This is a genomic window from Thalassotalea eurytherma (assembly GCF_030161415.1).
In the GTDB taxonomy this organism is placed as follows: Bacteria; Pseudomonadota; Gammaproteobacteria; order Enterobacterales; family Alteromonadaceae; genus Thalassotalea_G; species Thalassotalea_G eurytherma.
This window is the reverse complement of the sequence record NZ_BSSU01000009.1, coordinates 134981-159829: the sequence shown is the minus strand read 5'-3', so window position 1 is coordinate 159829 and position 24849 is coordinate 134981. Positions and strand designations below refer to the sequence as shown.

The following is a 24849-nucleotide window of genomic DNA, read 5'->3' as shown; positions in this document are numbered from 1 at the left end:
ATTTCCTTTACAGTTTAAAACTTGTTCATTTGCTAACTAAACCCGCAATATTACACATTAGTGCTGTTTTTTTAAATTTACATTCAGTACATTATGTTGATTACTATAACAATTAAATTAGAAGTAAAATTTCATGGGTGTATCTAGAGGAGCGTTTAGCTCTCGAATCGGCTTTATTATGGCTGCAGCTGGCTCTGCTGTAGGGCTTGGTAATATTTGGGGCTTCCCAACACAAACAGCCACTAATGGTGGAGCAGCGTTTGTTTTCGTTTATCTTATCTTAGCTTTCTGCTTGGCTTATCCTGCATTTATGGCCGAAATTCTAATTGGTCGTTATGGTCAAGCCAATGCTGTTACCTCTCTGCAAAAAATGTCTCGTACCCTTTGGCAAAAGCGCTTTGCTTTTGTTGTTGGTTTTGGCGGGATAATTTGTGCTGCACTGATCCTAAGCTTCTACGGTATTCTCGCTGGTTGGATGATGTCCTATGCTATAGAGCCTATTGCTCGTTTAGCTGGTGCAACTGAAGCGGCAGATTGGTTAGTTGAGCAGTCATTAGTGCGTAATTTGGCTTTCACCGTTGCATTTATGGGGCTTACCATTTTAATTATTCGTCGAGGTGTAGAGCAGGGCATTGAAAAGTGGTCTAAGCGATTAATGCCGATGATGATAGGTTTACTTGTTTTATTAATTGCTTACGTTTTAACGCTTAAAGGCGCAGATGAAGGACTTAATGCATATTTAAACCCTGATTTTTCACGTGTACTCGAGCCGAGTTTAATTTTAAGTGCACTTGGTCAGGCATTCTTTTCACTATCGTTAGGTACCAGTGTAATGATCATCTATGGTTCATACATTGCTAAGACAGAAAATATGGTGAGCATCGGTGCTCAAGTGACGTTAATTGATATTTCAATCGCGTTTCTTGCGGGCTTACTTATTATTCCTTCAATGTATGTAGCGCAGGCACAAGGCGTTCAAATTTTCTCTGATGATGGAAAGCTGCTAGAAGGTGCGACGTTAGTATTTAAAGTATTACCAACCTTGTTTGATTCAATGGGGAGTATGGGCTTGTTTGTCGGTTTTGCGTTCTTCGTTCTCATGTCTATTGCGGCACTAACATCATCAATTTCAATGTTAGAAGGCCCGGTATCCTATGCAGTAGAGCGTCATGGTATTGGGCGTGAGAGAGCAACGCTATTTATTGGTTTAGCTATTTTAGTGTTAAGTATCGTCATTGTTTTTAATATTAGTTTCATGCTTGACCTTGTCGCGATTATTTCAACGCAATATGGTCAGCCGATTATTGCGATGCTGGTCTGTGTTTTTGCTGGTTGGATTTGGCATCGAAACGCCATTTTAGAGGAAATTAAGCAAGGCTACGATGAAGTTGAATCAAGCCTGTTTTGGAAAATATGGCCATGGTATGTCAAATTTGTTTGCCCTATCGCCATTGCAGCAGTATTTGTCCACTCGCTTATCTAAACAAAAAAAGCCGAACGAAAGTTCGGCTTTTTATTACATGGCATTAATCATTATTTAGGCCAAGGTAAATCCTCTACATTTTTCCATTGCTCTATTTTTTCTAGGCAAGGCCTGGTTAAAAATTGCTGACCATGTGTTGGTGAGCAAACAAATGACAATGCTTGTCCTTGCCAATTGAAATGGAGTTGGTATGCATGTAAATAGCCTCTGTCAGCATCCTGATTAGCACCTTTAGCATAAAGATAATCACCTAAGATTGGAGCGGCTATACTGGCAAGCGCTATGCGAATTTGATGTGTCTTGCCTGTTAAAGGTTTAACGATAAATAATCGTACTCCTTGCCCAATGCTAGCAGAAAAAAAAGACGATATAGCAGGATTTTCTGCAGTTCTAAGTAACTTATAAGCGCCACGTCGGCTTTTGCTCATGTCACCTTTTATCGTTCCTTGTTTCTTTTTCGGTTTTTGACAACTTATCGCAAGATAGTATTTCTGTATTTGATGTTGTGAAAACAGCTCTTGGAAGGCCGCTGCACTAGATTTGCTTTTGGCTAAAATGACTAATCCAGATGTTAATTTATCTAACCGGTGTACAGGATAGAGTGAACTACCTGATAGTTGTGATGCTGCTTGGTTAAAAAAGCCTTCGCCAAGTTTTCCTTCGTCGTGAAAATTAACGTTAGAAGGTTTATTTACTATGTAAAAGTCTTCATGCTCAGCAATAATCTCTATCATGAGAAAGACAAACCTAAAGCGCCATAAATAAGAATCGAGACTATTGCAGCAAAAAAGGTATATGGCAGCTGAGTTTTAACATGTTCAATATGGTCACAGCCACTTGCGATCGATGCAACAACGGTCGAGTCTGATATTGGAGATGCATGATCACCGAATACACCGCCACCTAAAACTGCAGCAACTAAATATGGTACGGGCAAGCCTGTATCTATTGCAATTGGCACTGCTATGGGTATTAAAATCGCAAAGGTACCCCAAGAAGTCCCGGTAGCAAATGCCATGAAACCAGCAACAATAAATAGAATAGGCGCTAGTAAAAATAGAGGCAGATCATTGGCTAAAATATTGCTGGCATAAATACCTGTTCCGAGTGCTTTAACTGCATCACCAAAGGCAAAGGATAAAACAAGGATACTAACGGGTATCAACATGCTTTTAATACCCACAAGGGCAGTAGAAAGCACTTCTTTTGGAGGCATTAGGCGGTTTGCCATAATAAGAACAATCAGAAACGTTAAAGCGGTTACGATAGCCCAAAATACCGAAAAAGCGCCTGAACCTCGGCGAATATCGCCGTCGCCGGTAATGAGCAGTAGTACTAGCGTTAATGCTATAAGAGTGATTAACGGTGCCCACATGACGAAAGCAGGAGCTGTTCTAGTCGATTCATAAGCTGAGTTTTTGATGTTGGTTAATTTTGCTTGTGCAAGCGGTCCAAACTCCTTACCAGAATAGGCGGTGAAGTAGGCTAACCCGACAGCGATGATGGCATAAAAGTTATAGCCTATTGTGCCAATGAGTACGCCAACTGGATCGTTAAGCTCATAGCTATCTAAAAGCCCTAAAACATAGGCGCCCCAACCATTTATTAGAAACAATATGCTAATTGGCGAACACGTTGAGTCAATTAAGTAAGCTAAACGTGCACGAGAAATGCGATATTTATCAAATAGCTTTTGAGAAGCTGTGCCAGCAGTAAACATACTTAGGTTCGTATCGGTAAAAATGGCACTACCAATAACCGTGGGCAACAAGCTCGCTTGCCTTGAATTTTTAACCAAGTTTAAGTTGGCCAAACTTTCGATAAAGCCGTTAACAGCCCCAGAGCTATTTAATAAGGTAACTAAAGCGCCAATGAGTAAACTGAAAACAACAATATAAACGTTGTAGGTTGAGTTGAATACAGAAGCGATTCCTGTAGAAGTAGCCGTTAGTCCTGAAAAAACTTGCCAGTCGTTGATCATGATAAAACATAGCAACAAACCAACAAATAATGCGAGTAACGCATTTCGGCGCCAAACCGCGACAATAATTGCAACTAAAGGAGGTAGTAAACTAAGTGGAGAGTCTTGCATTTTCGAATGGGTAATTATTATTTTAACTGGTGTTACTTTAACGTAATGAGCCGTTCTAAGGTACTGTTTATTCTTGTTTAGCTATAAGTTATTGCTAAGCTTTTTAGTTTACTCGCTATTTCATGGGGTAAATATTTGCTAATATTGCTGGCGTTTCTTTGTTGCATTTAGCTTATTCGGCTAAAGTTAAGCATTTAATTTGTATTAAATTACTTTTAGGGTTGATAACCGCATATAAACCCTAACATATCACTACTAATACAGTTGTATTTTTGGGGCCACTTTGTCAATTTCTATTCAAGATTTCGTTCAATCATTGCGAAACAGTCAACAATTTACTTCATTAACGAAGATAACACGCGGTATTGAACGAGAAACGTTACGTGTATTGCCACGCGGTGAATTATCCAGTCACCCTCATTATAAGTCGTTAGGTAGTGCACTGACGCATGGGCAAATAACCACAGATTATGCGGAAAATCTATTAGAATTTATCACGCCTGTTTCAGATAGTCCTGAAACTGCAATTGCCCAACTCGAAGATATCCAGAAATTTGTTCTATCTGAGATTGACGATGAACTGCTTTGGCCTTTATCGATGCCGTGTTTTGTGGACGATGCCAATAAAATCCCTTTAGCCCAATATGGCAAGTCAAATATTGGTACGATGAAAACAGTTTATCGCCAAGGGTTAAAAAATCGTTATGGCAGTATGATGCAAGTAATTGCAGGCATCCATTTTAACTTTTCATTTCCTGATAGCTTTTGGCAAACCTTAAAAGATCTTGAAGCAAACCAACAAAAAATGCAGGACTATAAGTCTGATAAGTATTTCGCCTTACTCAGGAATTACAAACGCTTTTGTTGGTTAATTCCATACCTATATGGTAGCTCACCTGCTGTTTGCCCATCATTTTTGCAGGGCAGAAAGAGCTCATTACCGTTTGAAAAATCGTCAAGTGGTTATGTCTACTTACCTTATGCAACGTCATTAAGAATGAGTGACTTGGGTTACACCAATAATGCTCAATCAAGTTTGTATATTTGCTATAACTCGCTAGAAAATTATTTAAAGCAAGTTGAGAAAGCAATGGGGGTAAGCTCAGATGAATTTGAAAAAATTGGTATCAAAAAAGATGGTCAGTATCAGCAATTAAATAGCAATGTTTTGCAGATTGAAAATGAGCTTTACTCACCTGTTCGTCCTAAGCGTGTCACTCAATCTGGTGAAAAACCATCACATGCCCTTGCGCAACGCGGTGTTGAATATATCGAAGTGCGTGCACTTGATGTCAATCCGTTTAGTGCAACGGGCATATCGATAGAACAAGTGAAGTTTTTAGATATATTTCTGACCTATTGTGCATTAACGCAAAGCCCAACCTTAGATTGTGATACGCAAAACCAATTTGAAAAGAATATGAATGAAGTCGTTGTTAGAGGACGAGATCCAGAATTAACACTGCATGACTTTGGACAGGACAAAACTATCTCGCAATGGGGGCAAGAAATATTTGTAGATATGCAACCTATCGCAGAGTTGTTAGATGAAGCTAATGGTGGCAGTGATTATCAAGATGTATTGCATGCAGAATTAGAAAAAATTCTCGATGCGAAGTTAACGCCATCGGCGAAAATATTATCGAGCGTTGTCGAACAAGGACAAAGCTTAACTAAAACAGCGCTAGCAATGGCTGCCGAGTATAAGTCTGAACTACTTGCTAAAGACTACCAATTTTATAGTGAGAAACACTTTGTTGATTCCGCGCTTGCCTCACATGCTGAGCAAGCAAGTATTGAAGCAAAAGACACATTGAATTTTGATAACTTTTTAGCTGATTACTTTTCTTCATAATAGCTTGAAGTTATTGTAAAACAATAAAATCTGGCCGAAAAAAAGCGCGTTAGGGTAACGCGCTGTAAAAACAAAGAAAGCAGTCCAGGGAGGTTTCGCTTTCACTATTTATGATAGCCTAAATCTCAATTAGTTCATTTTTTATCCAAAAATATTTCATTATTTTTATATTTATTTTAGGCAAAAAAAAATCGCGCTTCGGGTAAAGCGCGATTAAAAACATGAAACACTAAGGGAAATAAAGCCTCTCGTATACTATGAGTACTTCAGCCAATAAAAGTTCAAAATTAATTAAATTATTTTAAATAAAATTTCTAGAGGATTAATGATGCGAAAACTCATTGCATCTGGCATGATAACTCTAGTCTAAAAATCTATTCAATGTTGTAATGTTTAAACAGATATTTATTAGTGCTTTATGTGTTGCCACTTTATCTAGTTGCGCAACACCACCACCCAAAAATCCAGAGAATATTTGCGAAATATTTCGCGAAAACCGTGATTGGTATGATGCTGCCAAAGATGCGAAAGATCAATGGGGTGTTCCTATTCATGTTCCGATGGCAATGATGTATCAAGAAAGCTCGTTTAGACATGATGCGACTCCGCCGCGAAAGTATGTCTTAGGTTTCATTCCTTGGGGACGTGTCAGTAGTGCTTATGGATATTCCCAAGCGAAAACAATGACATGGGATGACTATATTAAAGAGTCAGGTAATTGGGGCGCAGATAGAGATGAGTTTGATGACGCTATCGACTTTATGGGGTGGTTTATTTATAAAACTAACCGCATTAATAAAGTGTCTAAATGGGATGCATACAACCAATACTTAAACTACCACGAAGGTTGGGGTGGCTTTAAAAGAAAAAGCTACAAGAAGAAGCCCTGGCTTGTAAAAGTGTCACGTAAAGTCGATGATCGCGCTAGACGTTATGCGAGCCAACTAAAAAGTTGCGAAGAAGAATTAGAGCATGGCTGGCTATGGCGTTTGTTCTTCGGTTAACCAGTAAAGCCTAATTATTTGATCTTAGCAGGCCAAGATTTACTCTTGGTCTGCTTGAACTATCCACCGATCCATTCACTTCCTTTTTTGATCCTAAATTGTGTATATCTCAATATTAGGATCTAAAATTCGTGCCAAAGTTACAAAAATCGTTCTATTTTTATGAATAAATTAGCGATATTTTATGCAACTTTTTTTCGTAAAAAAAAGTAAAAAAAAATGCAAAAAAACATTGCAAAACCAGAGGTCTAGGTTTTATTGGTCTATATTACGTTATCCACAGATATTGTGGAAAGTTAAAAATTAGATCTTCGAAACTTAATAACTATGTGGATAACTTTTGTGGGGCTTTTAATTATCCACAAATAATGGGCTGTTGGACGAGATCAGACGTTAACATCCATGTAAAAGCAATTAGCTTTTCATAAAAAATATATAAAGTAATTTTGAGTATTTTACGTGGAAAGTTAGGTCTTAATCTGCGTTATGAGCAACAAAGAGATCTGGGATCACGCGGATTGTCTTGATCATGTTATCGCTCGTATCTACGATCTCAATTGGGTAGCCCGCAATTCGTAAACTCATCTGAGCCTGAGGAATTTCTTCTAACACTTCTAAGATCAAACCATTGATAGTTTTTGGGCCATCGGTAGGAAAGTGCCAAGACATTTCTTTGTTGATATCGCGAATTGTCGCGCTGCCATCGACTAAGTAACTACCATCAGGTTGTTTATGCACTTCTTCGCTTGGTGCAGGCTCCATTGTCGTTGTAAAGTCACCGACAATTTCTTCTAGAATATCTTCTAATGTCACTAGTCCCTGAATATCACCATATTCATCAACAACTAACCCTAAGCGCTCTTTAGCATGTTGAAACTTTAACAATTGAACATTTAGTGGCGTACCTTCTGGAATAAAGTACATTTCACGCACCGCCCTTAACAGCGTTGCTTTTGTGAATTGGTTTTTAGAAAGCAGTTTCAAAGCATCTCGCATATGAATATAACCGACAACATCATCAATATTGTCTCGATAGAGCAAAACACGCGTATGGTTGGATTGGGTTAGTTGCTTTTGAATTTTTTTCCAGTCTTCATTGATATCAATGCCTACTAATTCACTGCGTGGGATCATGATATCTTCGACCGTGACTTTCTCAAGGTCTAGAATGCTAACAAGCATGTTTTGATCTTGCTCTGGAATCAACGCACTCGATTCGTTAACGACGGTACGAAGCTCCTCATTGCTTAAGCTATGTTGTTCGCGTTGCTCAGGACTTATGCCTAACAACGCTAAAAATGAATTGGTGATCCAATTAATGATAATGACGAGTGGATAAAACACTTTTAATAGTGCAGTTAAGATTATCGAACTAGGGAAGGCTATTTTTTCAGGGTAGAGTGCCGCTAGGGTTTTAGGAGTCACTTCCGCAAACACTAAGATAACAAGTGTTAATACTAACCCAGCATAGAAAATACCAGCGTCGCCAAAATAGCGTTCAAAGATAATACCTGCAACTAAAGAAGCAAAAACATTAACGAGGTTATTACCGATAAGAATCAATCCGATTAATCTGTCAGTGCGTGAAAGCAACTTGCTTACTCGTATGGCACCTTTATGTTTTTCATTTTCTAGATGGCGAAGACGGTAGCGGTTTACACTCATCATGCCGGTTTCAGAACCTGAAAAATAACCAGAAATTAAAATCAGCACGCCAAGGATGATAAAAAGCGTACTAGTGGATATGTCGTCCAATGAAGCGTCCTATATTAAGTCTTAAATTCGGTTTTAACGTCTATCTTTATACATTAAAAATTAAGTGATGAGAAATTCTTTCACAAATCTACTACCAAAGTATGAAAGCGTTAAAATCAAGGTAGCACTCGTGATTAGTAAGAGTACTTTATGTCCACGCCAGCCCTGTTTGAAATGCCCCCATAATGTGACGCAATATAAGGCAAGGGCGATCAGCGACAGCACGGTTTTATGGGCGTAACTTTTATCTAAAAAGGAATCTAAAAATATGAAGCCGGTTACATCACTAATAAACAAACACAAAGTACCTGTCGCCAATATCATAAAGAGTTGGTTTTCTACCTGCATTAAAGGAGGTAAATGGTTTACAGCCGCTAAGTTTTTAGTTTTTAGTTTTTGATTGATATAGGTCACTTGAAAAGCATAAAGGTTCGCGATAACAAGGATACAATAAGCTACTAGGGCAAGTGTAATGTGGCTAACTAAAGCCATTTTACTTGCGCTAAGAGAAATAGTTTCCGTTACGGGTAAAACGACTAGGCTGAGTTGCCATAGGCCTGCAAACACATAAGCGACAGGCAGTAATAAATTCAATTTATATTTAATTGCGGTAATGCTAACAACGGCAGAAATCACCAAACTCACTAATGCGATAACATTAGGAAGGTTAAAATTGATTTGATCGCCAACAAATAAACGACTTGAAAGGCCCATAGCGTGAAACACAATGGCAATACAAGCAAATGATAAAACGATTTTTAAGTTCGGACCCTTAGGGTGGAATAGTCTTGCTATAACAGCAATGGCTGCAATGAGATAACAACTAAACGCACTAAAAGAAAAAATAGCTGAGCTATCCACTAAGGTCTCCGATTAAATGATGGATCATTATTTGAATATATTCGCCTGATTCTAAACAAATTCTTGTGGTGATGCACTTACATTTACGCTTTTAATACAATTTTTCGTAATGGCTTAAAGGCAAGAAAGGCAAGTAAAAATGAACAACTATAGGCAATGATAGGAGAAACTACCTCATGACTATGAGACATTTGCTCGGCAATATTAATTTGTTGCCAATTTAATAATAGATCAAGCCCTAAGCCAAATATAATCGCTGTACCAGCGACACCTATTAGATAACGAATAAGCACGCCTTGCCCCATTTCTTTTTTAATAACACCAAGGGTGGAGATATTTGTTGCTGGCCCAGCCATCATAAAGACGAGTGCCGTGCCTGGCGAAATTCCCGCTAAGATGAACCCAGCTGCAATAGGTGTCGAAGCGGTGGCACATATATACATAGGGATTGAAATTAGAATGATCAGCAACATTGCGGGCAAACCACTACCGTAGCTAAGTAGAAAGCTTTCAGGCACAAATGTTTTAATCAGTGTCGCAAAACATAAACCCACGAATAGCCAAATAATTAAGTCGTCGATTAGCTTTGTCGCGGCATACTTAACACCTGATACAGTTTTATCAACGCCACTTGGCGGCTTTGGTGTGCTGCTACAGCACGATGTCTTAGGTTGTTCTTCCGGCTTACTTGCACAGCAATTCGAATGCTCTGAATCACCGTTTACCTGATGATTGCTTTTATCTGTTAGAACGATAAAGCCAGTAATCATTGCAGAAGAAATAGCCGCGATCGGTCGGTAAATCGCCATAATAGGGCCTAGCATCGCATAAGAGACGGTGATTGAGTCGACACCTGTTTCTGGTGTCGCTACTAAAAATGAAGAGGTCGCGGCGTCTGATGCGCCACTGCGTTTTAGCTCAGTAGCAACGGGGATCACGCCACAAGAGCATAAGGGCAGTGGAGCGCCAATGATGGCTGCTTTAATTATCGCTTTTTTTCCGTGGCCTAAATGCTTCTTCATCACATTAGCAGGTAGCCAGGCGTGCATTAAGCCGGCAATTAACAAACCTAACAATAGCCAAGGGCTTGCATCGTTCGTTAGCGAAATAAAGTTATTTAGAAGCTCTTCCAACACTTAGGTGTATACCTTGCAAATAGGTGTTTAAACACGACTATCATGCCAAATTTTGCTGATAAGGTGAATGATGGAGTGAGAGTAATTGCAATAAAACTTGAAATTCATCAATAAAGTCACAACTTTGTCTTTATCTAGCGCTATTAAAGTTAATGCTTTCGCTTCAAACTTGGCAAGGTATAATAGCTATAATTTTATCGATAATTACCAGTACATTGAGATATTCATGTTCGAGAATCTTTCAGATCGTTTAACGAAAACGTTAAAAAATATCAGTGGTCGCGGTCGACTCACAGAAGACAATATTAAAGACACATTGCGCGAAGTACGCATGGCGCTATTAGAAGCGGATGTTGCTTTACCTGTAGTACGCGAGTTTATTAAGAAAGTAAAAGAACGTGCAATTGGGCAAGATGTTTCTAAAAGCCTAACGCCTGGTCAGGTTTTTGTAAAAATCGTTCAAAGTGAACTCGAAGCTGCAATGGGTGAGCAAAATGAATCGCTGAACCTCAAAGCGACACCTCCTGCTGTCATTTTAATGGCTGGTTTACAAGGTGCTGGTAAAACGACATCGGTGGCGAAGTTATCTAAGTTCTTAAAAGAGCGTGAAAAGAAAAAGGTTCTAGTTGTCAGTGCCGACGTCTATCGTCCTGCGGCAATTAAACAACTTGAAACGCTTGCTAGTGAAGTTGGTGTTGAATTTTTCCCTAGTAATATTGATCAAAAGCCAATAGATATAGCGAATGGTGCTATTGAGCATGCCAAGAAACACTTCTTTGATGTGTTAATTGTTGATACTGCAGGTCGATTGCATGTTGATGAAAACATGATGGGCGAAATCAAAGATCTGCACGCAGCGATTACGCCGGTTGAAACCTTATTCACCGTTGATGCGATGACAGGTCAAGATGCAGCTAACACGGCCAAAGCCTTTAATGACGCTCTACCATTAACGGGTGTCATTTTAACGAAAACAGATGGTGATGCTCGCGGTGGCGCTGCGTTATCAATTCGTCATATTACCGGTAAACCTATAAAATTTATGGGTGTCGGTGAGAAAATAGAAGCCCTAGAGCCATTCCACCCTGATCGAATAGCCTCAAGAATTTTAGGCATGGGTGATGTTTTATCACTGATTGAAGAAGTTGAACAAAAAGTTGATAAAGAAAAAGCGCAGAAATTAGCTAAGAAAGTTAAATCTGGTAAAGGCTTTGATTTAGAAGATTTTCGTGAGCAGCTTGTACAAATGAAAAGTATGGGTGGCATGATGGGCCTTATGGATAAACTGCCGGGTATGGGCAATTTATCTGAACAAGTAAAAGGTCAAATGGACGACAAAGTGACCGTGCGTATGGAGGCTATCATTAATTCGATGACACCTGCTGAACGTGCACGTCCAGATATCATCAAAGGTTCTAGAAAACGCAGAATTGCGGCAGGTTCAGGCACGCAAATTCAAGACGTAAATAAGCTGTTGAAGCAATTTACCCAAATGCAGAAAATGATGAAAAAAATGTCGGGTAAAGGTGGTATGCAAAAAATGATGCGTGGCATGAAGGGCATGATGCCACCTGGTATGGGTGGCGGTGGCGGCATGTTTGGCCGTTAGTCTTCCTAATATTCAATAAAGGCAAGTGCATCACGCTTGCCTTTTTTTGTTGCTAAAGCATTATTCATTGCTGAGTAATTCATCTATTTAACCTTTCCTAATCTGTTCATTCGTTTGAATTAATACTAAACACTACCTTTACTTACACGCACTAACACGTTAATTTCTAACGGTTGTTGTTCAATAAATAGTTGATTATGTATACGCGTTACTTTGGTTTTGATGAAATTCCGTTTTCAATCGCGCCTAATCCCCATTTTCTGTATATGAGCGAACGTCATAAAGAAGCGTTGGCTCATTTAAGTTATGGTTTGGGGGAAACTGGTGGTTTTGTGTTATTAACTGGAGAAGTAGGAACAGGTAAAACCACGGTAAGCCGATGTTTACTTGAAGAGCTGGGTGATGATACCCAAGTTGCGTTTATCTTAAATCCAGCGTTATCGGCGCAAGAATTGTTAGCGACGATTTGTGATGAGCTTAAAATACGCTATCGAAAAACCGGCGCAACCTTAAAAACACTCACCGATAAAATTGGTCAAAAGCTTTTAAAAAATCATGAGAACAATATTAATACGGTATTGATTATTGATGAAGCTCAGCATTTACAGGCTGAAGTGCTAGAGCAACTTCGCCTATTAACCAATTTAGAAACCAATACGAAGAAGTTAATGCAGGTCATTCTTATTGGTCAACCTGAACTGCAACAACTATTACAACGCCAAGATTTACGCCAATTAGCTCAAAGAATAACAGCACGATATCACCTACTTCCTCTCACCAAAGCCGAAGCTAGCTATTATATTGAGCATCGATTACGTGTTGTGGGTTGTCAAAAGCAGATATTTACGCTTAGCGCCATTGCGACTATTCATCAATTGTCTAAAGGTATTCCGCGCCTTATCAACTTGTTGTGTGATAGAGCGTTGCTCGGTGCTTATGGTCAAGGTAAAGATCTTGTTGATAAAAAAATGGTTTTAGCAGCATCTAAAGAAGCGCTTGGGGTTGAATACCAACCTTTACCGTGGTGGCGAACGTTAACAGCTCAAATTGTTTTCTCTGGACTTATTCTTATCAGCTTCCTCGCTATCGGGTTGCAATTAGGTAAGCACTCTGGCAAGTCCCAACAGACGGAATTTGAAAGTTCGGCTGAATCTAATAACCAAGTCGTTGTAACGGTTGACCAGCAAAATAATCAGGATTTTTCAGCAAGTATTACTCGGCTATTTTCGAATTGGCGTGTGATCCTCGATGAGGAAATAGAAGACCCGTGTGCTACCGCAGAATTATACCTATTGTCTTGCCATTGGTTTAAGGGCAATGTTACAGCCTTAAAACGTTTGGGCTATCCTGCGTCAATGCAGTTTTTAGACGAAACAGGTCATGCGTTTTATGGTAATTTTGTTGGTGTAAGTGATGAACGTATTATTATTGAATTTACTGATGGGCAGCAGGTTGTCGATAGTCAATGGCTAGAAAGTTACTGGCAAGGTGCTGCATTAGTATTTTGGCAAGCCCCCCATATCAAGGGCAAATTCATTGAAGAAATAACCACAGAAAGTGAATTACCCGTTATTCAGTGGCTAGAAGCGCAATTAGCGTTTTGGCAAAACCGTCCAGTCCGAACGCTTAGTCGCTTCGACCAATTGCTTGTCAATCAATTACAACAATTTCAGCAATCACGTGGCATCATGGTATCATCCGTTGTAAATTTACCAACCTTAATGCAGTTAGCGAATCAAGCTTCGAAAGGCATGCCGGTATTTATAGATAATTAGAAGAGAAATGTCTTATATTCTTGACGCTTTAAAAAAGCAGCAAGGCGAATCAAAGCAACCCGTTAATTCGCCATTACAACAAGCGACATCACATATTCACCAATCGCCAAACATGCTGTTATGGGGCATCTTATTAACTTGCGCAATTTTCCTAGCGTTATTAGCTGGTTTTTGGATGGGTGCTCAATCTAATGCGGCAGCTGATAAACGACACGAACCGGTTATTGGACAACCAACGTCTGAACTAGCTAGCGCTGCTCAGCCGAGCTTAACAGGTCCTAGTGCTAGAAAAGTTACTGATGTCGATCTGACAAATAAAGTGGCAGTATCTTCAAGTAAACGAATCCCTGCAGAACAATTTTTCCAATCGCCACCATCTAAAAAAATTGAGAGTAAACCCATCGTTGAACCGGTGGAAGATAGCAACACTAAGCCGCTTATTCTCGGCGCAAATACTGACAGTGTGACTGCCGACGGTGAATTGATAACGACTTCGTCTAATCAAAACACAACCAGTGAATCTGTATCGGCTAGTCTTTTAGCAAAATTTGAAGCTGCAGTGAATGATACGCCTGCTTTTTCGGACTCCTTTGATGACGAATCTGCACAGCTAGCGCCGATAGAAGATATTTCACAGCTACCTATCGCAACGCAAAATGCTATTGCTCCGTTTAGTTTTGCTATGCACATATATCAAAGTAATAGCCAAGGATGGGTAAAGGTCGCTGAGCAGGATTATTACGAGGGAGAACAATTACCAAATGGTGTTGTCATTGAAAAGATTGAGCCTCAACAAGTGATTTTGCGCTTTAACGACTATCAATTTTCGATGGCTGCATTATCAAGTTGGCAATAAGCCATTTTTTTGATTGAAGTGCGGCGGTAACGTTAAGTTAATTCATAAATGCATTTTTGAAGAAGTTTAATAGGTTTAAATTAAAATCTTCAGGTCTAACACAACAATCAATCTGATCATCGTATTTAGGTTTAGCGAGATCTAAGTCTTCCACGGCAATATTTTGTTTTAAACGGGTATTATAGAATACTCTGACAATAGGCTTTAAGGGCTTATTCTTATTTAAACCACTAATCAAACCAATTTTTCCACTGGTTAATTTTACCAATGTGCCTACCGGGTATAAACCTAACGACTGAATGAATTTTTCAACTAAGTCATTATCGTAACTGTGGATAGAGTCATTGATTAAGTTTTTAAACGCTTGAATTGGGTGAATGCCATTCTTATATACTCGGTCTGCAGTCATCGCGTCATAGCTATCTACAATAGCAGTCATACGGTCGTACATTGTGATATCTTCGGCACGTAAACCATATGGATATCCTTTACCGTCTAATCGCTCGTGATGTGTTGCGATTAAACTCAAAGCGATATCTGGAATATCTGGCATCGCTTTTACAACTTCTAGACCTTTAACGACGTGACCTTTCATCACCTCATATTCTTCTTTGGTTAACTTAGCTGGTTTATTTAAAACCTCATTGGGTATAAGTACTTTACCTATGTCGTGCAAAAAAGCGCCCAGCGCAAGTTGCTCAATAATTTTTTTATCAATTGACAGGTGTTTGGCAAAAATACTAATAAGCACAGCAACATTTAGCGAATGTTCGACAAGATATTCATCTTTCATTCTAATGCGAGACATGCATGACAATGCGTCTTGATTTCTAAAGATTGAATCAACAATTGCATCGGTAGTTTGAGCAACTTCAGCAACATCGATGGTTTTACTTTCGGTGATGCTGGTAAGAATTTTGCCTTGTAAATCTTTTGCATTGTTATAAAGCTTGGCAGCTTTGTTCATTTCTGCATCTAGGGGAACTTTACGTTTTTGATGGTCTTCTACGGTGTTTTTTTCTGAAGCTACTTCAACTACTGCTAAAGGCTTTTTAGAAGCATGTTTTGATTTCTCTGGGTCAATAAAAATGAATCTTACGCCAGATTTTTTGAGTTTATCTAAGGTTTTTGTTGATGAAACAAAACCCTCAGATTTTACGGATAATTGAGTTTTAGGGTTAATAACGGAAACGACATACATGCCTTTTTCAACGCTATTTATTGCAATTTTTTCTAAACCTTGTGGTGTATTTGTCATGTCTTAGTGCTGATGAAGAGCCTCATATTGAGGCTCAATTGTTAATTACTGCCAAGACGCTAGGCTCTCCTCATACTTTTCTATTAAGTCGAGTTTTTGTAACGTCCAACCTACACTATCTATCCCGTTGGCAAGGCAATATTGATGAAATTCACCTAGAGAAAATGGATATTGCTTATCGCCTGCATTCACGGAGTTATTTGTTAAATCTACTGTTAATTGTAGCGAACCTTTTGAAGATTGCTCAAAAAGTGCTTGAATATCATTTTCAGGTAAAATAACGGGCAACATGCCAATGTTAATACAATTGGCATAAAAGATATCTGCAAAACTAGGCGCGATTACAACTTGAAAACCATATTCTTGTAATGCCCAAGGTGCATGTTCTCGCGATGATCCACAGCCAAAGTTTTCTCGTGCTAACAAGATGCTAGCCCCTTGATACTCGGGGAAGTTTAAAATAAATTCAGCGTTGTTTTCTAACCCATGATCATCTAAGTAGCGCCAATCATGGAACAAGTGAGTACCAAAACCTACACGTTCTGTCTTTTGTAAAAACTGCTTCGGAATAATTTGGTCAGTATCTACATTGGCTATGTCTAACGGCACAACTAAGCCATTATGAGTGGTAAACTTTTTCATTTTTTAATCCTTTGTACGCGCTAGATCAACAAATCGACCATGGATTGCCGCTGCAGCAGCCATTTCAGGGCTCACTAAGTGAGTTCTACTGCCTCTACCTTGGCGTCCTTCGAAATTTCGGTTAGACGTTGAAGCGCAACGATCGCCTGCCGTTAGTTTGTCGTCATTCATACCTAGGCACATTGAACAGCCTGGTAATCGCCATTCAAAACCAGCGTCGATAAATATTTGAGCTAAGCCTTCTTGTTCGGCTTGAGCGCGCACTCGATAAGAGCCGGGAACAACAATTGCGTCAACTTTATCGCTTACTTTTTGGCCCTGTGCGACTTTCGCTGCAGCACGTAAGTCTTCTATTCGAGAATTAGTACATGAACCGATAAAGACTTTATTGACTGATATATCGGTAATTTTAGTGCCTGCCGTAAGACCCATATACTTTAATGCATTGCTACAAGATTCCTGTTCAACAGGGTCAGTAAAGTCTTCTGGTGAAGGAACGTTGCCATCAACTTCAATAACTTGTCCTGGCGTAGTGCCCCAAGTTACTTGAGCTTTAATTTCACTTCCTTTGAGTACTAGCGTTTCATCAAAGGTTGCACCTTGATCTGTTTTCAACAGTTGCCAGTTTGAAATTGCTTGTTGCCAATCGTCGCCTTTAGGCGCGTATTCTTTATCAACCAAATAATCAAAAGTGGTGTTATCAGGGGCAATCAAACCCGCTTTAGCGCCAAACTCGATACTCATGTTACAAATCGTCATGCGCTGTTCCATGGTCAAATCTGTAATGCCTTCACCACAATATTCAACGACAAAACCTGTTGCACCTGCGCTACCTGTTTTTCCGATGATTGCTAAAATGATGTCTTTTGCACTAATTCCTGGGGTAACTTTTCCTTGAATTTCAATTTTCATGGTCTTAGCTTTGGTTTGACGCAATGTTTGCGTTGCTAAGACATGCTCTACTTCAGATGTGCCAATACCAAATGCTAATGCGCCAAATGCACCATGAGTTGCGGTATGAGAGTCACCACAGACAATAACTTGTCCAGGTTGTGTAATACCTAATTCTGGCCCCATAACATGAACGATGCCTTGGTTTTTGTGACCCATACCAAACAGTTTAATGCCAAACTCATCACAGTTTTTTTCTAGCGTGCGAAGTTGGTTAGCTGCGCCTTCACCTGCGGCATCTATTTTCGCACTGCGCGTCGAAATATTATGATCCATTGTCGCAATCGTTTTGTGCGGACATCGAACAGGGCGGTTATGAAATTTTAAGTTTGCAAACGCTTGTGGTGAAGTCACTTCATGAATTAAATGACGATCAACATAAATTAACGGCGTTTCACCTGCTTTGTCTTCAACTAAATGTCGTTGCCATAATTTCTCGTATAACGTTGTTGCCATGATTAGCTCTCCACACTCGCGTTTATGTAATGGCAAATAATATCACCCATCTCACTGGTTGATTTTGCATCTTTCGCTTGTTCTGCGGTTAGTAAATCTCGCGTTAAATGACCATCGTCTAATGCGTTTGCTACAGCATTTTCTATTGCCGTTGCCGCTTCGTCTTGGTTTAAACTAAAGCGTAATAATAAGGCTGCTGACAAAATTTGTGCGATCGGGTTAGCAATATTTTTACCCGCAATATCGGGCGCAGTTCCGCCTGCTGGCTCATACATGCCAAAACCTTGTTCATTTAAGCTTGCTGACGGTAATAAGCCCATTGAGCCAGTGATCATCGCGCAAATGTCGGATAAAATGTCGCCAAATAAGTTTGAACACAACATAACGTCGAACTGTGAAGGATCTTTTACCAATTGCATAGCTGCATTATCAACATACATGTGCTCTAAGGCTACGTCTGGGTAATTTTTTGCTACTTCCTCAGTGACTTCGCGCCATAAAATTGAACTTGCTAAGACATTCGCTTTATCAACAGAGATAACTTTCTTACGACGTTTTTGCGCGGCTTGAAAAGCAAGGTGAGCAATACGGCTAATTTCTTTACGAGAATAAATCATCGTATCAAAACCAGCTTCTTCGTCACTGCCCTCGTTTTTACGACCTTTTGGTTCACCAAAGTAGATGCCACCTGTAAGTTCGCGCATGACTAAAATGTCAAAACCTTCAGCAGAGATATCAGCACGCAAAGGCGATAGGTGAGACATGGCTTTTTGTAGGCTAGCTGGGCGCATATTACAAAACAAACCAAAATGACCACGAAGCCCTAAAAGTGAAGCACGTTCAGGCTGTTGAGCCGGCGGCAAATCAGTCCACTTAGGGCCGCCAACTGAACCAAATAAAATAGCATCACTTTGCTCACAACCTTCGATTGTTGATTGTGGTAGTGCTGTGCCGTGATTGTCGATAGCACAGCCACCAACGTCATAGTCTTTTAATGTGATAGGAAATTGGAATTTATCGGCGACGGTATGCAATACCTTTTTCGCCTGTGTCATTACCTCGGGACCTATACCGTCACCGGCTAATATCGCTATTGTAGACATGTTCTCTCTCTTTATTTTCTAAACTTTATTGTGCTTTATTTGGTGTCGCTTGCTGGCGCTCTTCACGTAAATTGGCAATGTGCTTGGCACGCTCTATCGCATTTAATGCGGAAATAAGTGCTTGACCAGAAGCTTCAATAACATCGGTACCTATGCCATAACCATGAAAGTTTCTTTCTTGCCATTTAACAACCAAATTGGCTTGTCCTAACCCGTCTTCGCCAGCACCTTTATTCGAAATTTTGTAATCGGCTACTTCTACTGGGTAATCAATACATTGCTTTATAGCTTGGTAAAGTGCATCAACTGGCCCGTTGCCCGTTGCCGATTGAGTTACCGAGTGTTCTCCAACCTTTAACATCACGCCTGCAGTCGCAAACTCACCACTGCCGGATTGCACATTAATTTGTTCAATTTGAAAATGATCTTCACTATCTTGTTGTTGAATGTTGAACAGTAACGCTTCTAAGTCATCATCGAAAACTTGGCCTTTCTTGTCAGCAAGTTTTAAGAAGTCTTGATATAAGGTGTCTAAATCAAAATCGTCAGCTTGATAGCCCAAGCTTTCCATACGATGTTTAATGACATGTCGCCCTGAGCGAGAGGTTAAATTCAATTTAGTTTTGCTGATACCAACACTTTCAGGGGTCATAATCTCGTAAGTATTGCTGGCCTTTAACATGCCGTCTTGATGAATTCCTGACGAATGGCTAAAAGCGTTACTACCTACTATCGCCTTGTTTGGTTGAACTGGCATGTTACACAAGTGACTCACTAACTTAGAGGTTTTAGCTATTTCTTGGTGTTGAATGCCGGTTTGTACACCTAATAAATCTTGGCGTGTTTTAATGATCATGGCTATTTCTTCTAATGAACAGTTACCTGCTCGTTCGCCAATACCATTTACTGTACACTCAACTTGTCTTGCACCAGCTTGAATCGCTGCCGTAGAATTGGCAACCGCTAAGCCTAAGTCGTTGTGACAATGTACTGAAATAATCGCTTTGTCTATATTCGGTACTCGATTAAATAATTGCGTAATAATGCCGCCAAATTCATGGGGTAAGGTGTAGCCAACCGTATCAGGAATGTTTATGGTTGAAGCACCTGCTTTTATTGCCTGCTCAACCATGCGACATAGGTTGTCTATCGGTGTACGACCAGCATCTTCACAGGAAAACTCAACATCATCTGTAAATTGTCGAGCATACTTCACTGCGTGAATCGCCATGGCTTCAACATCGGTAAAGTCTTTTTTCAACTTCTGTTGTACGTGCACATCAGAGGTTGAAATAAAGGTATGTATACGGAATTGGTCTGCAACTTTTAAGGCGTCTGCACAGGCTTTAATATCAGCTTCCACTGCTCGTGAAAGGCCACATACAATTGAATTTTTAACGGTTTTAGCTATTTGCTGAACGGAGTTGAAATCACCAGGCGAAGAAACAGGAAAGCCTGCTTCAATAATATCTACGCCTAAACGTTCAATTGCTTGAGCTATTTGTAATTTCTCATTAACTGATAAGCTGGCAGTAAGTGCTTGCTCACCATCCCTTAGCGTTGTATCAAATATTATAACCTTGTTGTCCATCATTAAATTCCAATTTGTCTAATTAATGCAGGCATAAAAAAACCCGCGGTAATTAGCGCGGGTTTTAGGTGATTTGATTTTTTAATCAAGCATCAATAGACCATCCGCGCTACGTTTTAGCGAGGAGGAGTAAAATAATGTTGTGCTTAATTATCTCTTTCATTTGAATAAATATTCTAAGGTTTTTCTTTGTTGGGATATTAATAACCTAGAAGGAGTCAAAGTGTCAATAAAAATTATCTCAATCACATATACTTTAATGCTATTGCTTATTGTTGTTAGACGGTTAACCGAAGATGATGATGCAAAATAATGATTCGTTATTGCGTTTTTTAGTCTGCCCCAATGCCTAAAAGAGGTTTTATCACTAAATATCAATATTTTTAAGCCTAAGATTTTGCTCAAGTGACAAGATATTATATTATACGGAGCCTTTGATAATGATTAACGGATTAAAATGAGACTTTTTGCTCTACTGCTTATAGTGTGTTCTTTTGCTATCAACGCATCTGGCGTTTCTCCATACTTACCGCTTAAGTCGGCACCTGAATTCGAACACTTGATAGAGGTACTATTATCAAAAGCGCCGAATGCTGATCTGCTTACAAAACCCTATAAAGCCGTCGATATTAATAGGTTGAATGACGCGATAAAAGAAACGGACCCGTTACTTCATAAAAAGATCAAACGGTATTTAATTCGCTATAAGCAAAATAAAGGCATAACCCGTGCGAAAGCAAAACTTTCCTATAGTGACCAAGAACATAACTTACCAAGCGAACGTGGACAAAATATTTCAGATACCATTCAATTAGAAGTTGACGGCTTCTGGCTAGCCCATGAAAACTTATTGTTTAGTGGTGCATTTATTGCGACTGAAGAAGATTTTATTCCGCTAAATACATTAGTCAGTTTTGGCAATGAATATGCACAAGTTGATGTTGGCTATAAAGAGCATTGGTACTCGCCAGCCTACGATAGTGCAATGTTAATAAGCACCCACGCAAAAACTTACCCATCTATTTCTATTAGTAACTATGAACCGTTTACGCGCTTTAGATTTAGATATGATTTCTTCCTGATGTATATGGATGAGCAAGAAGCCATCAAACTTGGGGATACAAGTGAGCCAGGACGACCGTATTTAGCGGGCACCCATTTTAGTTTAGCGCCTTGGGAAAATATTACCTTTGGTTTTAATCGTTTGTTTCAGTTCGGCGGTGGAGCGCGAACGGTTACCTTTTCTGATTTTCTTAAAGCGTTTTTTGATCCGGTAGGAAAGGATAACAAAGGCTCTAGTGACGACTTTGACGATCCAAATTTTGAGTTTGGTGATCAGTTAGCTTCACTGACGGTGAAATATAATTTCAACCTATTCTCCCAACAAGGTAGTTTTTATGGTGAGTATGCAGGTGAAGATACCGCAGGCCATAAAAACTATAAGTTAGGTAATACATCATTTACTTTCGGTTTGTTTTTACCTGGAATTACACAAAACAGTAGCCTGAGATTAGAGCATAGCGTTTGGCAAAACGCTTGGTACGAAAACGGTATTTATAGCGATGGTAACCGTAATGACGGTCATGTTATCGGCCACTGGGGAGGAGATGAACGTATTGATGGCTCTGATGCTGGTGCCAAAAGTTATCACATTAATTGGATCTATAACCTAGCATCAACAGATGTTATTGATACAAAGTTGCGCTTTATTGATAACAAAGATCGAGATTATGACGGATATACATTAGGTTATGAGTTAGATGTTCGATATTCGACCTTTTTCGATAATGCCTTTTGGGGCGCCGAGTTTAAAGCCGGCCGAGATGTTTATGATGAAGATTATTATAGAATCTCGGTTTCTTACTCTTATTAGAACGCCAGCTTTTATCGCTTTAACATTGAGAATTTTATGAAAACAGTAATTACTTTTGGCACATTTGATGTTTTTCATGTTGGCCACGTCAATATTTTGCAGCGAGCTTCAGCTTTAGGCGATCGACTTGTTGTAGGTGTATCATCCGATGCGTTAAATTTTTCTAAAAAGGGTCGTAATCCCATTTACTGCGAAGCGGACAGGTTAAAGATTATCAGTGTGCTTTCTTTTGTAGATGATGTCTTTATTGAAGAGTCTTTAGAGAAGAAACTTCAATATATCCAAGAGCATAAGGCCGATGTATTGGTCATGGGGGATGATTGGCAGGATAAATTCGATCATCTTAAACCACACTGTGGAGTCGTTTACCTTCCACGTACGCCTTCTATTTCAACGACTGAGATAATTGAAGTTGTTCGTCAAAAGTCATAAGTGTTAAGGGCAGTCTATGTCGAAAAAATACCTCTTTTATATCGGCCAAAATTATAGTTTTGGCATATTACGCCCAATTCAAGAGCGCATATTAGCTAACGGTGATAGTGCTGCTTGGTTCGTCGAAGGTCATGATGTTGATGATACGCTTTTTGAAGCGGGTGAGCAGGTATTAACAAGCATAGAACAAGCTGTTGATTATGATGCTTATGCGGTTTTTGTTCCTGGTAATGTTGTACCAGACTTTATTCCAGGGATTAAAGTACAGGTTTTTCATGGCCTTGAATATAAGAAAAAAGGGCATTTCATTATTCGTGGTTTCTTTGATGTTTATTGTACACATGGACCGATAACCACCAACAAGTTTAATGAACTCAATCAAAAACATAAGTACTTTTACGTCAAAGAAACAGGGTGGCCAAAACTCGATCCTTACTTCGCGCTAAAGAATAATTCCCAAGAGAATAAGTCGACTAAAATGAAGGTGTTATATGCGCCCACTTTTAGCCCGCGCTTAACGTCAGCACCTGCATTATTTGAGCGCTTTCAAGAGATTTCCCAAAACGGTGATTATCAAGTTACGATTAAATTCCACCCTAAAATGGATCCAGAATTAATCGCGCAATATAAAACAATAGCGAGTGACCACCTTGTCATTTCAACTGAAGATAATATTTTGCCATTAATTTTATCTAACGATGTTTTAGTTTCTGATACATCAAGTGTTATTGATGAAGCGCTACTGATGGGGAAAAGAGTTATTACATTTAACAATCGCCAGCCACAAAATGCGATTGTAAATATCACGAATCCAGATAGCTTAGCGAGCTCTCTCGATAGCATTTTAACGAATGAGCAGCTTGGTTCAGATATTAAGAGTTACATTGCACAAGTCCACCCATATCAAGATGGTAACAGTGCGACTCGTATATTAGACGCTGTTGATGAAGTAGCAAAACAAGGCTTAAAACGAAAACCATTAAACTTAGTGAGAAAACTTAAACTACGTAAAAAGTTTAATTACTTTACGTTTTTTTAGACATCATTTCTTCAAAGAACTGTTCGTACTGTTCAACCGTTGCTTGATGTGAAAATTTGGTTCTAATAGCTGTTTGAGCATTAGTCGTTAATCTTTCAAGCAGCTCTGAATCTTTGTATACCGTTTCTATGCAATTAGCTAGCGCTTGACTATCACCAACTGGAAATATCAAACCGTTTTCTTGCGCTTCAATAATTTCTAATGTGCCTTCATTATCTGTTGAGATAACAGGTGTGCCAACGGCCAGTGATTCTAATACCACTCTCGGTAAACCTTCTCTCTTCGAGGGGAGAATTGTAACATCACAGCTCTTAGCAACAGCAGGAACGTCAGCTCTAAAGCCCGTTCTAATGACCATATGTTCAATACCACGCTTGGTGATGTATTGATCAAATTCAACACTGTTGAGGTTTTCGCCCACTAAAATAAGCTTTATGTTAGTTAAGTGTTTAATTGTGGCTAAAGCATCAAGCACCACAAAAGTGCCCTTGTGCGGTCGGATACTTCCTACACACATCAAATTAAAAAATGAAGGTGAAGAGCCTAAACTTTCTAGGCAAACCGCTGGTTCTTGATACCACTCGATATCATGACCTTTATATATCATGCGAGTGATTTGATTGCCTAGCACTTGCGCCTTAACATGCTTTTCAACTGCTTTAGAGACGCAAATAAAACCATCAACTCTTGGGTTTAACACAGATAAATAGTTTGAAAGATCTGTCCGATATAGGCCGCCCGTTGTACCTCTGTAGGCGATTATTTTAGCCTTGGTAGCCATAACGCCCCATACGGCATTGGGTATCGTTCTCGAAGTAGTAGCATAGACAATATCTATGTTGCTACTTTTTATATACCGGTTGATTGTTTTAATCGCTGACAGTGATAACTTCTTTTTACTCGATATATTAAGGACCTTGAGGCCGGAGTTTACATATTCTTGTAAATAGGCATCATCATCATTTGTCATTATTGTTATTTGATGGCCTCGCTTGGCCAAGTCGATATAAATCGTTGCCTCAGGTCGTACGCTATTATACGAACGGCCTAAGTTGGGCAGCACTAAGAGATTCATCTG

20 protein-coding genes are annotated in these 24849 nt (G+C 39.4%); 9 read left to right on the top strand and 11 right to left on the bottom strand.

All coding sequences use genetic code 11. The annotated features are described in order from the left end of the window. Positions 1-133 precede the first annotated feature (133 nt). On the top strand, positions 134-1483 hold the full coding sequence (locus QQK02_RS10180) for a sodium-dependent transporter (RefSeq protein ID WP_284207906.1): 1350 nt from the start codon (positions 134-136) through the stop codon (positions 1481-1483). A 50-nt stretch (positions 1484-1533) separates the two neighbouring features. On the opposite strand, the gene QQK02_RS10175 is transcribed toward QQK02_RS10180, so the two are convergent. Both QQK02_RS10175 and QQK02_RS10170 read right to left on the bottom strand, forming a co-directional pair. Continuing rightward, positions 1534-2217 (bottom strand): TIGR01621 family pseudouridine synthase, encoded by a 684-nt coding sequence (locus QQK02_RS10175; RefSeq protein WP_284207905.1) that lies wholly within the window; start codon positions 2215-2217, stop codon positions 1534-1536. After that, entirely contained in the window at positions 2214-3575 is a 1362-nt protein-coding gene (locus tag QQK02_RS10170; RefSeq protein ID WP_284207904.1) for a Na+/H+ antiporter NhaC family protein, read from the bottom strand. The genes QQK02_RS10175 and QQK02_RS10170 overlap by 4 nt, the downstream gene beginning before the upstream one ends. A 283-nt stretch (positions 3576-3858) precedes the next feature. Here QQK02_RS10170 and gshA point away from each other — a divergent pair, with 283 nt between their 5' ends. Then, the gene (gshA, locus tag QQK02_RS10165; protein ID WP_284207903.1) at positions 3859-5430 is read left to right on the top strand and encodes a glutamate--cysteine ligase; all 1572 of its coding nucleotides are present in this window, start codon (positions 3859-3861) and stop codon (positions 5428-5430) included. A gap of 389 nt (positions 5431-5819) precedes the next feature. Then, entirely contained in the window at positions 5820-6434 is a 615-nt protein-coding gene (locus tag QQK02_RS10160; protein ID WP_284207902.1) for a transglycosylase SLT domain-containing protein, read from the top strand. A 474-nt stretch (positions 6435-6908) separates the two neighbouring features. Here the strand turns inward: QQK02_RS10160 and QQK02_RS10155 are convergent, their stop codons facing one another. The 3 genes from QQK02_RS10155 to QQK02_RS10145 all read right to left on the bottom strand — a co-directional run bounded on the left by QQK02_RS10155 (position 6909) and on the right by QQK02_RS10145 (position 10186). Further along, the gene (locus QQK02_RS10155) at positions 6909-8189 is read right to left on the bottom strand and encodes an HlyC/CorC family transporter (RefSeq protein WP_284207901.1); all 1281 of its coding nucleotides are present in this window, start codon (positions 8187-8189) and stop codon (positions 6909-6911) included. Positions 8190-8249: 60 nt separating this feature from the next. Further along, on the bottom strand, positions 8250-9050 hold the full coding sequence (locus QQK02_RS10150; RefSeq protein WP_284207900.1) for a cytochrome C assembly family protein: 801 nt from the start codon (positions 9048-9050) through the stop codon (positions 8250-8252). An 83-nt stretch (positions 9051-9133) separates the two neighbouring features. Further along, entirely contained in the window at positions 9134-10186 is a 1053-nt protein-coding gene (locus QQK02_RS10145; protein WP_284207899.1) for an SO_0444 family Cu/Zn efflux transporter, read from the bottom strand. Between the two features lie 226 nt (positions 10187-10412). Here QQK02_RS10145 and ffh point away from each other — a divergent pair, with 226 nt between their 5' ends. From ffh to QQK02_RS10130, 3 genes are all read left to right on the top strand, one after another. Continuing rightward, the gene (gene ffh / locus QQK02_RS10140) at positions 10413-11795 is read left to right on the top strand and encodes a signal recognition particle protein (protein WP_284207898.1); all 1383 of its coding nucleotides are present in this window, start codon (positions 10413-10415) and stop codon (positions 11793-11795) included. Between the two features lie 197 nt (positions 11796-11992). Then, positions 11993-13570, top strand: coding sequence for an ExeA family protein (locus QQK02_RS10135; RefSeq protein ID WP_284207897.1), 1578 nt, complete (start codon positions 11993-11995; stop codon positions 13568-13570). 7 nt (positions 13571-13577) lie between these two features. Continuing rightward, positions 13578-14426 (top strand): general secretion pathway protein GspB, encoded by an 849-nt coding sequence (locus QQK02_RS10130; RefSeq protein WP_284207895.1) that lies wholly within the window; start codon positions 13578-13580, stop codon positions 14424-14426. 37 nt (positions 14427-14463) lie between these two features. Here QQK02_RS10130 and QQK02_RS10125 read toward each other — a convergent pair whose 3' ends face one another. From QQK02_RS10125 to leuA, 5 genes are read right to left on the bottom strand one after another with little or no spacing between them, the layout of a single operon-like run. Further along, positions 14464-15684, bottom strand: coding sequence for an HD-GYP domain-containing protein (locus QQK02_RS10125; RefSeq protein WP_284207894.1), 1221 nt, complete (start codon positions 15682-15684; stop codon positions 14464-14466). Between the two features lie 45 nt (positions 15685-15729). Continuing rightward, on the bottom strand, positions 15730-16326 hold the full coding sequence (gene leuD, locus QQK02_RS10120) for a 3-isopropylmalate dehydratase small subunit (protein ID WP_284207893.1): 597 nt from the start codon (positions 16324-16326) through the stop codon (positions 15730-15732). 3 nt (positions 16327-16329) lie between these two features. Beyond that, positions 16330-17733 carry a 3-isopropylmalate dehydratase large subunit gene (gene leuC / locus QQK02_RS10115; RefSeq protein ID WP_284207892.1) on the bottom strand — a complete coding sequence of 468 codons (1404 nt, stop codon included), beginning with the start codon at positions 17731-17733 and terminating at the stop codon, positions 16330-16332. Positions 17734-17735: 2 nt separating this feature from the next. Beyond that, positions 17736-18836 carry a 3-isopropylmalate dehydrogenase gene (leuB, locus tag QQK02_RS10110; protein WP_284207891.1) on the bottom strand — a complete coding sequence of 367 codons (1101 nt, stop codon included), beginning with the start codon at positions 18834-18836 and terminating at the stop codon, positions 17736-17738. Between the two features lie 25 nt (positions 18837-18861). After that, on the bottom strand, positions 18862-20427 hold the full coding sequence (gene leuA, locus QQK02_RS10105) for a 2-isopropylmalate synthase (RefSeq protein ID WP_284207952.1): 1566 nt from the start codon (positions 20425-20427) through the stop codon (positions 18862-18864). Positions 20428-20884: 457 nt separating this feature from the next. On the opposite strand from leuA, the gene QQK02_RS10100 reads away from it, so the two are divergent. Genes QQK02_RS10100 through QQK02_RS10090 form a run of 3 tightly spaced genes read left to right on the top strand, consistent with a single transcriptional unit; the run spans position 20885 to position 23771 of the window. Beyond that, entirely contained in the window at positions 20885-22300 is a 1416-nt protein-coding gene (locus QQK02_RS10100; protein WP_284207890.1) for a capsule assembly Wzi family protein, read from the top strand. 36 nt (positions 22301-22336) lie between these two features. Then, entirely contained in the window at positions 22337-22732 is a 396-nt protein-coding gene (locus QQK02_RS10095; protein WP_284207889.1) for an adenylyltransferase/cytidyltransferase family protein, read from the top strand. A 16-nt stretch (positions 22733-22748) separates the two neighbouring features. Further along, positions 22749-23771 carry a CDP-glycerol glycerophosphotransferase family protein gene (locus QQK02_RS10090; protein WP_284207888.1) on the top strand — a complete coding sequence of 341 codons (1023 nt, stop codon included), beginning with the start codon at positions 22749-22751 and terminating at the stop codon, positions 23769-23771. Here QQK02_RS10090 and QQK02_RS10085 read toward each other — a convergent pair. Continuing rightward, entirely contained in the window at positions 23758-24846 is a 1089-nt protein-coding gene (locus QQK02_RS10085) for a glycosyltransferase family 4 protein (RefSeq protein WP_284207887.1), read from the bottom strand. The two genes, QQK02_RS10090 and QQK02_RS10085, sit on opposite strands and share 14 nt — an antisense overlap. Positions 24847-24849 lie beyond the last annotated feature (3 nt).

Coding starts and splice junctions, on each gene's coding strand:
- QQK02_RS10180 (WP_284207906.1), top strand. CDS start 134: ATGGGTGTATCTAGAGGAGCGTTTAGCTCTCGAATCGGCTTTATTATG.
- QQK02_RS10175 (WP_284207905.1), bottom strand. CDS start 2,217: ATGATAGAGATTATTGCTGAGCATGAAGACTTTTACATAGTAAATAAA.
- QQK02_RS10170 (WP_284207904.1), bottom strand. CDS start 3,575: ATGCAAGACTCTCCACTTAGTTTACTACCTCCTTTAGTTGCAATTATT.
- QQK02_RS10160 (WP_284207902.1), top strand. CDS start 5,820: ATGTTTAAACAGATATTTATTAGTGCTTTATGTGTTGCCACTTTATCT.
- ffh (WP_284207898.1), top strand. CDS start 10,413: ATGTTCGAGAATCTTTCAGATCGTTTAACGAAAACGTTAAAAAATATC.
- QQK02_RS10135 (WP_284207897.1), top strand. CDS start 11,993: ATGTATACGCGTTACTTTGGTTTTGATGAAATTCCGTTTTCAATCGCG.
- QQK02_RS10130 (WP_284207895.1), top strand. CDS start 13,578: ATGTCTTATATTCTTGACGCTTTAAAAAAGCAGCAAGGCGAATCAAAG.
- QQK02_RS10125 (WP_284207894.1), bottom strand. CDS start 15,684: ATGACAAATACACCACAAGGTTTAGAAAAAATTGCAATAAATAGCGTT.
- leuD (WP_284207893.1), bottom strand. CDS start 16,326: ATGAAAAAGTTTACCACTCATAATGGCTTAGTTGTGCCGTTAGACATA.
- leuC (WP_284207892.1), bottom strand. CDS start 17,733: ATGGCAACAACGTTATACGAGAAATTATGGCAACGACATTTAGTTGAA.
- leuB (WP_284207891.1), bottom strand. CDS start 18,836: ATGTCTACAATAGCGATATTAGCCGGTGACGGTATAGGTCCCGAGGTA.
- leuA (WP_284207952.1), bottom strand. CDS start 20,427: ATGGACAACAAGGTTATAATATTTGATACAACGCTAAGGGATGGTGAG.
- QQK02_RS10100 (WP_284207890.1), top strand. CDS start 20,885: ATGAGACTTTTTGCTCTACTGCTTATAGTGTGTTCTTTTGCTATCAAC.
- QQK02_RS10095 (WP_284207889.1), top strand. CDS start 22,337: ATGAAAACAGTAATTACTTTTGGCACATTTGATGTTTTTCATGTTGGC.
- QQK02_RS10090 (WP_284207888.1), top strand. CDS start 22,749: ATGTCGAAAAAATACCTCTTTTATATCGGCCAAAATTATAGTTTTGGC.
- QQK02_RS10085 (WP_284207887.1), bottom strand. CDS start 24,846: ATGAATCTCTTAGTGCTGCCCAACTTAGGCCGTTCGTATAATAGCGTA.